At 59.1% G+C, this 11869-nt stretch carries 12 protein-coding genes; 6 read left to right on the top strand and 6 right to left on the bottom strand.

Annotated elements, in window-relative coordinates; all coding sequences use genetic code 11:
• Nucleotides 1-227: 227 nt before the first annotated feature.
• Together NW830_RS06825 and speB are read right to left on the bottom strand one after the other, a co-directional pair.
• Nucleotides 228-950, bottom strand: a complete 723-nt coding sequence (locus tag NW830_RS06825; protein ID WP_414362143.1) for a YggS family pyridoxal phosphate-dependent enzyme — start codon at nucleotides 948-950, stop codon at nucleotides 228-230.
• A 159-nt stretch (nucleotides 951-1109) separates the two neighbouring features.
• Nucleotides 1110-2111, bottom strand: a complete 1002-nt coding sequence (gene speB, locus NW830_RS06820; RefSeq protein ID WP_414362145.1) for an agmatinase — start codon at nucleotides 2109-2111, stop codon at nucleotides 1110-1112.
• Between the two features lie 349 nt (nucleotides 2112-2460).
• Between speB and NW830_RS06815 the strand changes: the two genes are divergently transcribed.
• Nucleotides 2461-3213, top strand: a complete 753-nt coding sequence (locus NW830_RS06815) for a DUF561 domain-containing protein (RefSeq protein WP_414362147.1) — start codon at nucleotides 2461-2463, stop codon at nucleotides 3211-3213.
• A gap of 85 nt (nucleotides 3214-3298) precedes the next feature.
• On the opposite strand, the gene NW830_RS06810 is transcribed toward NW830_RS06815, so the two are convergent.
• The 3 genes from NW830_RS06810 to NW830_RS06800 form a co-directional block, all read right to left on the bottom strand.
• On the bottom strand, nucleotides 3299-4051 hold the full coding sequence (locus tag NW830_RS06810; RefSeq protein ID WP_414362149.1) for a GvpL/GvpF family gas vesicle protein: 753 nt from the start codon (nucleotides 4049-4051) through the stop codon (nucleotides 3299-3301).
• The gene (locus NW830_RS06805) at nucleotides 4023-5150 is read right to left on the bottom strand and encodes a sugar phosphate nucleotidyltransferase (RefSeq protein ID WP_414362151.1); all 1128 of its coding nucleotides are present in this window, start codon (nucleotides 5148-5150) and stop codon (nucleotides 4023-4025) included. The genes NW830_RS06810 and NW830_RS06805 overlap by 29 nt, the downstream gene beginning before the upstream one ends.
• 331 nt (nucleotides 5151-5481) lie before the next feature.
• Nucleotides 5482-5823, bottom strand: a complete 342-nt coding sequence (locus NW830_RS06800) for a DUF3155 domain-containing protein (RefSeq protein WP_414362153.1) — start codon at nucleotides 5821-5823, stop codon at nucleotides 5482-5484.
• Nucleotides 5824-6254: 431 nt separating this feature from the next.
• Here NW830_RS06800 and NW830_RS06795 point away from each other — a divergent pair, with 431 nt between their 5' ends.
• The 5 genes from NW830_RS06795 (at nucleotide 6255) to NW830_RS06775 (ending at nucleotide 10343) form a co-directional block, all read left to right on the top strand.
• Complete coding sequence (locus NW830_RS06795) at nucleotides 6255-6740, top strand: DUF4168 domain-containing protein (RefSeq protein WP_414362155.1); 486 nt, start codon at nucleotides 6255-6257, stop codon at nucleotides 6738-6740.
• A gap of 6 nt (nucleotides 6741-6746) precedes the next feature.
• Nucleotides 6747-6884, top strand: a complete 138-nt coding sequence (locus tag NW830_RS06790) for a hypothetical protein (protein ID WP_414362157.1) — start codon at nucleotides 6747-6749, stop codon at nucleotides 6882-6884.
• 112 nt (nucleotides 6885-6996) lie between these two features.
• Nucleotides 6997-7560, top strand: a complete 564-nt coding sequence (locus tag NW830_RS06785) for a DUF2062 domain-containing protein (protein WP_414362158.1) — start codon at nucleotides 6997-6999, stop codon at nucleotides 7558-7560.
• Nucleotides 7561-7720: 160 nt separating this feature from the next.
• The gene (gene map, locus NW830_RS06780; RefSeq protein ID WP_414362292.1) at nucleotides 7721-8503 is read left to right on the top strand and encodes a type I methionyl aminopeptidase; all 783 of its coding nucleotides are present in this window, start codon (nucleotides 7721-7723) and stop codon (nucleotides 8501-8503) included.
• Nucleotides 8504-8510: 7 nt separating this feature from the next.
• Nucleotides 8511-10343 (top strand): chloride channel protein, encoded by a 1833-nt coding sequence (locus tag NW830_RS06775; RefSeq protein WP_414362160.1) that lies wholly within the window; start codon nucleotides 8511-8513, stop codon nucleotides 10341-10343.
• A 250-nt stretch (nucleotides 10344-10593) separates the two neighbouring features.
• Here NW830_RS06775 and murG read toward each other — a convergent pair whose 3' ends face one another.
• Nucleotides 10594-11667 carry an undecaprenyldiphospho-muramoylpentapeptide beta-N-acetylglucosaminyltransferase gene (murG, locus tag NW830_RS06770; RefSeq protein WP_414362294.1) on the bottom strand — a complete coding sequence of 358 codons (1074 nt, stop codon included), beginning with the start codon at nucleotides 11665-11667 and terminating at the stop codon, nucleotides 10594-10596.
• Nucleotides 11668-11869: the final 202 nt, after the last annotated feature.

Raw genomic sequence — 11869 nt, 5'->3', positions numbered from 1 at the left:
CCAGATTCCACTGACATTCATCCCTTGCATCCTCACTACCTACCCTAAGTCTACGGAGAGCGCGGCACTTAAGCCTTAGAGCCTAAGCAGAGACCCAAGTTAAGAGGGCGTTGGCGCAGGAAGCTGCCAACCTGAGGGACTACCCCAAGCAACCCAGCTTTCTCCCTCCAAAGTGCCCTGTGGGGTTCACACAAATTTAATCACAACCCCAGGGCTTCACAATATATCTATCGCCGCTCAGCACCGGCAAACAAAGCGCGCCCCAGCCGAATGAAGTTAGAGCCTGCTGCCACTGCTAGCAGGTAGTCGTCGGACATACCCATTGAGAGAGTATGTAATTGCAGGCGCTCGTAGCCGCTTTGCCGAATGGACTCAGCCAGCTCAGCCAGCTTGCGAAACAGCTCCAAGGCAGCTTCTGCGCTAAGGCCCAGGGGTAGGATCGTCATCAGGCCCACAATTTCCACTTGCAGCAGTTGGTTGAGTTGAGGCAGGCTCTGGAGCAGGTCGGGGATAAGCCAGCCGAATTTGTTGGGATCAGGGGCCAATTTTACTTGCAGGCAGAGCTTGGGGGTAAGCTGAAGCTCCCCCGCTTTCTGGTCTATCAGCTTGGCCAGGCGCAGGCTATCGACGCTGTCAATCCAGGCAAATTGCTTGAGGGCCGGCTTTACTTTATTGGTCTGGAGGTGTCCAATCAGGTGCCAGACAATGTCGGTCAAGTCCTGCAGCTGCGCCTGTTTGCCAGCTGCCTCTTGCACTCGACTTTCGCCGAAGTGGCGGATGCCAGCTCGATAGGCGGCGCGGATGTGGTTGACGCTGTAGCCCTTGCTCACCGCCATGATCTCCACATGGCTGGGGATCTGGGCACGGATGGCCTGAATGCGGCGGTGGATAAGCTCTTCGTCAACAGGGGGCAGTGCCGGTTCAAGCACGCTGGAAGAAGGCAGAGCCATGGCTGGAGCCACCTAGGAAGCTAGCAGAAGATCTCGACCGAGAGGCCAGTCCTCATCTTGTCTAGGTCTAGACGCTTCTGGAGTGGAGGTCTAGAGCCTAGGGGCCAGGAGGCAGCCCTCCGGTAGCGGAAAGAGGCGTAACAGAGGCTCTTCTAGAGCTTAACCCAAGGCCGCAGCCAAGATTTGATAGGCCAGCTTGGCAACGGTAAAAGCGCTGCGGCGATCGGTTTCCTGCTCGCCGGTAACTGCCAGCTCCACCACATCGGCGCCAACAATCTGCCGCTGCTGCCCCAGAGCCCGGATGAGCTCCACTGTTTCCCACCAGCCCAGCCCCCCAGGCTCAGGGGTGCCCGTGGCCGGCACGACTGCGGGATCTAGGCCGTCCACATCCACCGTTAGGTACACTTGGGGGCCCAACGTGGCGATTACCTCGGGGATCCACTCCTGGGCTGGCCTGCCGTGCAGGCTGTGGGCAAAGAAGGTGTGCAGGCGGTGCTTGCGAATGGCCTGGCGGTCTTCGGCACAGAGGGAGCGGATCCCCACCTGGGTAAGGCGGCTGCCCACTTGCTCAACTACCCGCGCCATGGCCGAGGCGTGGGAGTAGCGGGATCCCTCATAGCTATCTCTGAGGTCACAGTGGGCATCAATCTGCAGCACGTGCAGCTCTGGGTAATGCACCAAGTGGGCGGCAATCAAGGGGCCAGTGATGGAGTGCTCGCCGCCAATAGAGAGCAAAAACCGCCCTGGCCTGACCCACTGGGCGGCGCAGCGCTGAATTTTGGCCATGGCCAGCTCGTGGCTGTCTAGCCCCTCGAACTCCACCGGCGGCGCCGTCCAGTAGCGGGAGATGGCTTCGCAGCAGTTGGGGCGGAGGGCCGGCTGGCAGTCCCTCACCTCGTCGTAGATCTCCACATAGGCCGAAGCCTCTAGCAGGGCTTGGGGGCCTTTGGCCGTACCTTTGCCGTAGGAGGTGGTAGCCTCGTAAGGGACGGGCAAGAGAATAGCCTGGGCCACCTCGGGATCCGACTCAGGCAGGCCCAAAAAAGGCAGGGGAGAGCGATACATAGCAAAAGAGCAGGCAGGGATCCCTATTGTAAAGGGTGTTGAAAGGGCGTACTCCAGGGCGGCGCGGAAAAGCCCGTAAGCAACTTTAGTTGCCAACCAACGCTGCAGCCTGCTAGATAATTATAGGTGCGGCTCGCAAGCCAGCTTCTTGGATGCCACGAGCTGCCTAATTCCGGTGAAAAACCCGACGGGCGGCAAGCATCTGCGCAGGTCTTACGCGAGGGCTGCACCAAACGGCAAAGAGGTTCCAGCCTAATTTCCTTGGGGCTTTGCCTCAAGAAACTGTGGAGGGACAGCTTGACAATGTCTTTACGGGTCCGGTTGTGGACTGCGTAAGGCTCCCCCAACCTTAGTCGGCTGGAGTACCAACGGTACTGCCTTAGCCAGGCCCCTTGACTTTCTCTTCCCCGTTCCGTCTTTTTGGACAAGCTGACCTGAGGCTCCTATGACCCCTGCTTCTCAAGCTGCTCTTTTTGACGCTCTTGCCCAGCGCCGTGCCCTCAAGATCATCAGCGGCCTACAAAACTTTGACCGCGAGTCCGTGCTGAAAATTACTCGTGCCGCCCAAGAGGGGGGGGCTACCTGGGTAGATATTGCTGCCAGTCCTGAGTTGGTGCAGGCGGTGCGGGCCCAAGTTGAGCTGCCCATCTGCGTGTCAGCAGTGAATCCGCAGCAATTGGCTGCTGCAGTGCAGGCAGGAGCTGACATGGCCGAAATCGGCAACTACGACAGCTTTTACCCTTCAGGCCGCGTCTTCTCTGCAGAAGAGGTTTTGGAGCTCACCCGTCAAGCTCGCGCGCTCCTGCCACGCACCCTTCTATCGGTTACTGTCCCCCACACGCTGCCCTTAGATCAGCAGGCGGAACTGGCGGAGAAACTGGAGGAGCTGGGGGCTGATTTTATCCAAACCGAGGGCAGCAGCAGTGCCGAACCGCGCCACGGCGGCTCGCTGGGCCTGATCGAGAAGGCTGCTCCCACGCTGGCTGCTGCTTACGAGATTAGCCGGGTGGTCTCGGTGCCGGTCATCTGCGCCTCCGGCCTCTCAACGGTAACGGTGCGCCTGGCCATTGCTGCCGGTGCCTCGGCGGTGGGGGTGGGCAAGGCCGTCAGTCGCCTCCAGGACGAGGTGGCCATGGTGGCCCAGGTGCAGGCCCTACGAGAAGCCTTGGTCGGATCCCACCTACCTGCTCTGGTCTAACTGGCTTGCGGGCTAAGGTGGCAAGGGGCGCTAGGCGCCATTTCTCCAACGGGGAAGCCTACCCGCTAGGTAGTTAGCCAGGGGATCAAAGCTTCACAAAATTGTAGGGGGCCGTGAGGTTGTTGTAGCGAATGCGCAGGCGCCCCTGAAAGGCGTGATCCAGCTCTTCCACTTTTTGGGCAAAGGCGGGCTCATCTTCCCAGTTGATGAGAAAGGCGCTGTTGTAGGCCATGTTCTCGGTCAGCAGCTCTCCTTCAACGCAGTCGCTAGCCAGGGGAGCAAGGGCAGCTGTAAAAGTCTGGGCAATGCGCCGGCGTCGCTGCTCCAAAAGTTGCTCCAAAGCCCGCCCAATTTCCACAACGGCCTCCAGTCCCAGCGGAGTGCCAGCCAGCTCATCACGGCGGGCTTTCAGGGCCGGGTTTTCTTCTAGCTCCAACTGCAGCTCCCGCTCGGGATCCCAGAAAACCTTCACCCCTACTTCCCGTTTGCCCTCCAGGCGCTGCAGCAGGGCCAACAGATCGCTCAGGCGCGGTTTAACCAGATCCTGTTCTACCTGATCCCAACTACTCACCACCAGGCCAAACTGCAGCGGCAGCAGGGCGCGGTGACCTTCCTTGATAACGCTTTCCAAAACGGCCTCGTGGGCCAGCAAGTTGGCCCGGCTAGCCAGGTAGCGCTCCTGGCAGGCTTGGGAATAGAGGAAGGCTAGAGATCCCAGCACGTGAACCCGCACCGGCTGCTTGTCCAATCCCACCACCTTTAGGTGGCGCGGGCCGGGGGCAGCGACAATCCCGTAGAGGTAGAGGGCACTAGTAGGGTTGGGACTTACCGTTGGCATAGCTGCGGGCATCTCCAATGAGCCAGGTGAGGTTGGATTCTTCCGTGTCGATGGCCTTGCCATCAGAGGAAATGCAGTAGCGACCCATCACCATCTGGTGGCGCAACGTCACCCCTGCCGCAATCTGGGTGTAGTTGAAGATAAGGCTGCCCTCCAGCGTACACCCCTCGTTTAACACACAGCCGTAGCCAATGGCCGTGGGGCCGATGAGCTTCACCCCGTCTGCCAGGTAGGTACTGGCCCCGATGTATACCGGCGGCTCAATGTGGATGCGATCCCAGTTGGCGCGAATGTTGATCCCTGTCCAGACACCGGGCCGAATTTGGATCCCGGGTACCTTAACACCCTTGATCTCCCCGCGCAGCACCTTTTGCACAGCCAGCCAGTAATCGTGGGTACGGCCAATGTCCACCCACTGGAAGTCAGCTTTGATGCCGTAGAAGGGAGCGCCGACTTTTACCAAAGTAGGGAAGAGATCGCTGCCGATGTCGTAGGGGCGGCCGGGGGGAATATAGTCAAACACCTCTGGCTCAAAGACGTAGATGCCCGCGTTGATGGTGTTGCTAAGCGCCTCTTCCTGCCTTGGCTTTTCTTGGAAAGCAGTAACCCGACCTGTTTCATCAGTTACCACCACCCCATAGCTAGAGACCTGGCTGGGATCCACCTCCCGCAGCACTACTGTGGCCAGCGCCCCCTTAGACTTGTGGAAATTGACCACCTCGGTTAGGTTGAGGTCAACCAGAGCGTCGCCGCAGAGCACCACGAAGGTGCTATCGAAAAAGCCAGAGAAATCCTGGATCTTGCGCATACCGCCAGCAGATCCTAGAGGCTCGGCCACCGGCTGGCCGTTCTCAAAATGGCCCTCGAAGGAAAAGCCAATGTGTACTCCCCACTGCTGGCCATCGCGGAAGTAGTCCTCAATCTGGTGAGCAAGGTGGCTGGTGTTGATCATGATCTGGTCAAAGCCATGTTCCCGCAGCAGCTCCACCAAAAACTCCATAACAGGCTTGTGCAAAATGGGGATCATTGGCTTCGGCATCATGTAGGTGATGGGCCGTACCCGTGTCCCCTTGCCGGCCGCCAGGATCATGGCCTTCATGCCTTTGTCTCTCCTCTAGGCTTCTGTGTTTTTCACCCTACTAGGATTGACTTTACTAAATGAGGGGGAGACTAGCCCTCTAGCTCCTATTCTCACAAGGAGACGACGCTCCAGCTTAGACCTGCCCGGCAGCCCCACCGAAGCCGCCCAGATCCTCCCCTCTCCTTCGGGTAACACTCTGCGGCTAGCCCAATCGGGAAAAGACTTGGCTGCCCTGCAGTGCTGTTTGAGGAGAGCTGGAGCGGGAAGGAACTTGTGCTTTCTCCCCTACAGAACAAATCCCCCAACAGGGGGAGCTCAGCTTCCGAAGCTGAAAAAGGGAGAGCAGAAGCTACTGAGGGGCAGTGGCCAGAGCTTTGGAAGGCTTCTTCTCTGGTTTCTCGGCTGCAACCTTGGCTAGGAGAGACCGTAAGCTCGGAAAAAGAAAGTGGTTTTCTTCAACGTATTGAGCACCAAATAGCCCTTTCTCTGCCCAAAAGAAGCGGTCGACAGTATGCTCATTGCGTCGAACCAGTATGAGTGCCGGCGGCTGAATAGAGTTTTCCTGAATGTATCTTCTAGCAGCAGTAACAGACTTCTCTTCACCGCTGTCTAGCTTATATTGAGGAATAAGATCTAAAATCTTGCGCCCTTCCAAGCGGCGACGGCTCTTACGCTTTCTTTTCCTGACCAATGTAAACCTCCTAGGAAAGATTACGAAACAGTCGCAAAGAATATATCAGGTTTGCTTAAGAAAATCAATAGATCCTGCGGCTCTCGTTATCATCGTTAACAGAAACAAAAAGCTAGCACTTATCCTCAATTGATAAAGAAATGCCCTTAGCAGAGCAGGTATCCAAGCTCTGCTATAGACACTCTCCACTTCAGAAGGTAAGCAGTTGGCTACCAATATGGCAAACTTAGCCCTGCCAAAAGGAATAATCCTTGGCCAACTCTGCCGAAATTCTACAACCAATTCTCTATTTCTACAAGATACTAGGCCTGCTCTCCTGGATTGGGCTAAACCCTTGGACAGAGGCCAGGCCTCTTGCTACCCTGTCTCCAGGTAGGACTGTGCCAGTAGGGTTGCGGTCTCTCTTCAGTCGACGACAGGGAATTTTGGCCATGAGGAAATTGGCGTTTCTAGTGGGTCTGGGACTCGGCCTGGTTGCCTTGCCGGTTTGGGCCCAGGGCTCCAAAGGCTCCACCCCGCTCCCCAGTCCTACTGCCGCGGCTACCCCGGCTAGAGGGACAACCCCCAGCCCGCAGGCTTCTCCTTCTCTAACTGCAGATCAGGTCACTGATGCCCAGGTGGAGCAGCTGGTGCGCATTTTGTTGGAACTGGATCCTCTAATTCGCAAAGCTAGCGCCCAGTTGCGAGAAACCCAAGACGAGGCTGAGTATGAGAAGATTATGCAGCGTACTGAAGCCGAGGCCAGCCGCATTGTCGAGAAGCAAGGGCTAACGGTGGCTAAATACCGTGAGCTGATGACTTTGGCCAACGAGGATCCCACCTTAAATCAGCGAGTGCGGCTGCGCCTGCAAGAACTCATCCAGGAAAAAGGATCCTCTGCTTCCCCTCAGCCAGCTAACCCAACCCCTACACCCTAAGCTGACATGCTTCCTCCGCCTAAAAAAATCCAAGGTGAATCCCTGCGGGCTGGGTTGAACATTGCCCTGTTCTTCTTTTTGCTGCTGCTGGTTTCCTACTTGAGCCTCAACTTCCTGCTGGCTTTGGTGGACAAGCTCAGCTAGCAGACCCTCGAAGAAGCTCCTTCGCCTCAACTGGCCAAGAGCCCTTTGTCTTTGGAAGGGGGAAAGATACACTGGATTTACAAGGCTTAACGCCTTTTCTCAGGTGCTGCCCATGAGTCCTCTTTCTTGGCTGAGGCTGCCTTCTCAGTTGACAACTTTGCCAAGATCCGCTGGGCCCTATCGGGAGTCTCCTCCTGCCCGCCGAGATTTGGGCTGGGGGCGTTGGCTGCGGTATTGGTATTTGCGCCTGGTGCGCCTGCAATCTTCCCCTGAGGAAATTGCCCGGGGTCTAGCGGCAGGAGTTTTTGCCGGTTGTTTTCCCATCTTTGGTTTTCAAACCTTAGCTGCCCTGCTGCTAGCAGTGCCCCTGCGGGGCAACAAGCTGGTGGCGGCGGCAGGAACCTGGGTGAGCAACCCCCTCACCTACGTGCCCGTCTATGCTTTTAACTACCGGGTCGGGGAATGGCTGCTGGGATCCAGGACGGCCTTGGCCACGGCGGAACTCGTGGCCGCCCAAAACTGGATGCAGTTGGGCTTGGAGGTGGCGGGCACGCTTTTTGTTGGCTGTGCATTTGTTGGGTTTTGGGGGGCCTTGGCCAGCTATTTTCTCGGCCTATGGCTAGTGCGCCAGATTCGCCAGCGGCGGAGAATGAGCCGCTTGGGGCAGAGTCTGTGAGGGGGCAGAAGGCCGCTAGGGGATCCCTGCCTACCCAAGCCTAGGGATTGTCAGAGAAGGGAAGGGTTTGACGATGGAAGAGATGCGATCGCTACTAACCAACCTGGGCCGCCACTCTCGGCGCTGGGGGAAACAGTTGGGATCCGCCCTCCAGACGGGCATGAGCCAGCTTGCCCAAGCTTCGCAGCCAATTGTGTTGCTTTCGCCACGGGAGCTGGAGAAAATGCGGCGGGCCTGTCGCCTGGCAGCGGATTTGCTTAAGCACCTAGAGCCGATGGTGCAGCCAGGAGTTACCACGCAAGAGCTTAACGACGAAGCAGAGCGCTGGACGCGGGCCCACGGGGCCAGGAGTGCCCCATTGGGCTACCACGGCTTCCCCAAATCCATCTGCACCAGTGTCAACCACGTCGTTTGTCACGGCATTCCCAGCCCTAAGCAGATCCTGCGCGAAGGGGACATTATTAATATCGACGTCACTCCAGTTTTGGATGGCTACCACGGCGATGCCTCCAAGACCTTCTTTGTTGGCAAGCCCTCCGAGCGAGCACGGCGCCTAGTGGAGGTGGCCGAGGAATGCCTGCGGCGGGGCATTGCTGCCGTAAGGCCAGGGGGCCGCGTGGGGGATATTGGGGCTGCCATTCAAGAGTACGCTGAGTCCCAGGGCTACAGTGTGGTGCGGGACTTTGTCGGTCATGGGATAGGACGGCAGTTCCACACTGCTCCCCAGATTCCCCACTACGGCGAGCGAGGGAAGGGGGAAAAGCTTCGTCCCGGCATGGTGTTTACCATCGAGCCAATGATCAACGAAGGCACTTGGGAGGTGAAGGTGCTAGCAGACGGGTGGACAGCTGTAACGGCAGATGGCAAGCTCTCCGCCCAGTTTGAGCATACTGTTGCTGTCACGGAAACCGGCGTGGAGATCCTGACGTTGCCTTCCTCTTAAGCTTTCTATGAAGAGTGTGAGCGTTGCGGATCCCCGCCTACGCCTCTCCTCTGAGAATCTGGTGCTGCTATTGGCAGCAGCAGTGGGCCTGGGCACGGGCCTAGGGGTGGTGGGGTTTCGTTACTTAATTGGCTGGTGTCGCTATCTGTTCCAAGATCTTCTAGTTGACCACCTTGCCAAGACGGCCCAACACCATGGCCTAGAGCAGCTGGGATCCTGGGTGCCAGCTTTAGCACCGCTACTGGGAGGTTTATTGATTGGTGTGCTGAGGGTAGCTCTGCCCCTTCCCAACTCTAGCCTCCCCAGCTTGGTCAGCCTCAGCCGACCGTTCCTTCCTCAGCCCAGCTGGATCCCTCTCAAGCTAGTGTACGCTGCCATCTCCTTGGGGGCGGGAGCCTCCCTGGGGCCAGAGGCCCCCAGTGTAGAAAGCGGCGCCCTGCTGGGAGGCTTGCTGGGGCAAAACCTGCGCCTCTCGCGGGAGCGGGTGCAACTGTTGATGGCGGCAGGGGCGGCGGCGGGTCTGGCGGCGGGGTTTAATGCGCCAATTGCCGGGGTGTTTTTGGCACTGGAGCTGGCTTTGGCCCGCACGTTCACTACCTCTGCTGTCAGTGTGGTGGTGTTGGCGGCGGTGGTGTCGGCCTTAATTGCCCAGGTGGGGTTGGGGGCGCAGCCGGCTTTTCTCTTGCCCACCATTACGCAGCCAGCTTTTGTCCTGCCGGACTACGAGATCCACAGTCTCCTGGAGGTGCCTCTCTACTTGGGTTTGGGCCTTCTAGCCAGCTTAGTCTCCATCGCCTTCGGCTACGCGCTGGAATGGGGCAAGCACCTGTTCAGCAGCGGATCCCTGGCAGCTTGGCCGGCCTGGAGCAAGCCCACTTTGGGAGGCGCGATCCTAGGCTGTGCAAGCCTGGGGATCCCGTTGGCGTTGGGGGTGGGCTACGAGACCATTGAGTCGATTCTGCAAGGGGTGCCCTTTTCCCTCAGCCAGTTGGGCTTGCTGTTGCTGGGCAAGGTATTCCTCAGCGCGGTGAGCTTGGGCAGCGGCTTCGTCGGCGGCACCTTTGCCCCGGCTCTGTTTCTGGGGGCAGTGGTGGGGGCAGGCTATGGCCAGGTATTGGGACGGGTTTTGCCTGCTTTTGCCCTCTCTCCCCCTGCCGCCTATGCCATGGTGGGCATGGGGGCAGTATTGGCGGCTAGCGTGCGGGCTCCCCTGACGGCAATTCTCCTGCTGTTTGAGATGACGCGGGACTACCACATTGCCCTACCGGTGATGGCGGCGGTGGGTTTGAGCATTTGGCTAACGGAGCAATCGCACCCACCGGTTATCTACCCTTCCGCCCGACGCAGGCAGGAGCCCAAGGGCGTGACGGTGCAAGAGGTGATGCTGCCCCCTTCTCTGCTCCTGCCGCAGGATATGCCGCTACGGGAGGCGCTGGAGCGTTTGCTGCAACAAAAGTGCCACAGCGCTTTGGTGGTGGACGCCCAGGAGCGGCTGCGGGGCATTCTCACTCTAGAAGACCTGGAGCGAGCTCTGGCTCAGAGGGAGGCCAGGGAACTGGCGGAGCTGAGGGTGGAGCAGGTTAGCCAAGCTCCTGTGCTCACCACCTTCCCCGATGAGGCTGTGGCGGTGGCTGCCGAGCCAATGTACAAGTACGACTTGCGCCAGTTGCCGGTGGTCTCGCGGGAGGATCCGGAGCAGGTGGTTGGTCTCCTGGACCGGGAGCGGGTGTTGCTTTCCCAAGAGATTGAATCCGTGCGCCAAGTTCTCGAGCCGGAAGTTCCTGCTCCAGATGGGGGCAACAACGGGATCCCTGCCTCTGCCGCGGCGCCGACAGACTAGGGATCAGCGCTGCCACCGAAAGGTGGAGGGGCATTCCCGACACTTCCCCAACTAAAGTCGAGGGCTTCTTACGCAGTCCATAAGCAAACTCATCAAGCACTGTCAAGACGCCTCTACACGTTCCCTGCAGCAGCGTCTCCCAGAGGCTTGCCACCGGAAGCCTCAGCAGGACGAGGTCTCCACGACTGGGGCAGGCTTAGGTAGGCGGCGGGCAAATCTCCGCTGTACCACCGCTGGCCCTTTGGGGGAGTTAACAGATCTCCTGGAGCAGGCGGGCAATTGCCTTGCTGGCAGTAGGAAAAGCTGTTGCCCTTAAGTTGGCGGTCATTTGGGCAACCAGCTGGGGCTGGGCCAGCCAGGTTAGCGCCGTTTGCCGCAGCACCTCCAGATTGGCTTCCGATTCTCGCAGGACCACTCCCCCACCGCGTTCCACAAAGGCCAGAGCGTTGTAATACTGGTGGTCTTCGGCGGCAAAAGGATAGGGGATCAAAATGGCAGGGGTGGCAGTGGCCCACAACTCTGCCAGGCTGAGGGCGCCGGCCCGGCTAATGGCAAAGGTGGCCCGCTGCAACAAAGCGGCCACATCGGTGCGGAAGGGAAAGGGGTAGTAGCGGGGATGGGAAGGGATCCCGACCTCCCCCTCGCCAGTCAAATGCACAATCCAGGCCCCGGCCTCCAACCAGGTCGGGATGCAGGCGGCCACCAGGCGGTTGAGGCCCCGCGCTCCCTGGCTTCCCCCCATCACCAGAATCAGAGGATCCCCCTCCGGAATCGGCAGATCCGCGGGCAAGGGCTGAGGCTGATAGAACTCTGACCGTACCGGTGTGCCCACCACCTGGGTGACTACCCCCGGCAAGTGCTCCGCCGTTTCCGCCAGGCCCAAGGCCACTACCTGGCAAAACCTTCCCAGCCAGCGGGTTACCTTGCCCGGGATACGGTTAGACTCGTGCAGCAGCACCGGCACCCCCAGCGAGCGGGCTGCTAAGATGGCTGGGGCGGCAATGTAGCCGCCGGTGGTCAGTACAGCATCAAAGTGTCCTTCCTTAAGGATCCGCCGCACCTGCAGCGTTGCCCGTGCCAACTGAACCAGGGATCCCAGCTTCTGGAGAGGGGATCCCTGCCAGCCAGACAGGGTGACCCGATGCAGCGGATAGCAAGCGGGCACCAGCTTCCCCTCCAGCCGCTGGGGTACCCCCAGCCATTCGATTTGCCAAGTGGGTAACTGCTCAGCAACAGCCAGAGCAGGAAAAATATGACCCCCTGTCCCGCTGGCTGCCACTAGCAGCCGCGGTGGTGAAGTGGGATCCCTCTTGCCTCTATTCACCGGACGAAGATGAGGAGTTGACACTCCCCAACTTTAGTCGGGGGATGCCTACGCAGTCCACAGTTGGACTCGCAAAGGCGCTGTCAAGACGCCCCTAGACGGTTCCTAGTTCCGCTTACTGACTGGCTTTCGGCACTGTCCAGGTTCTTCAGCGGGGTAGGTGCTAATAGTGGCGGTCGAAGGTTTTTCCGCCCCCCCTCAT

The sequence above is a fragment of the Synechococcus sp. OH30 genome (assembly GCF_047462175.1).
Classification (GTDB): domain Bacteria; phylum Cyanobacteriota; class Cyanobacteriia; order Thermostichales; family Thermostichaceae; genus Thermostichus.
This window is presented reverse-complemented; position numbering and strand designations above follow the sequence as displayed.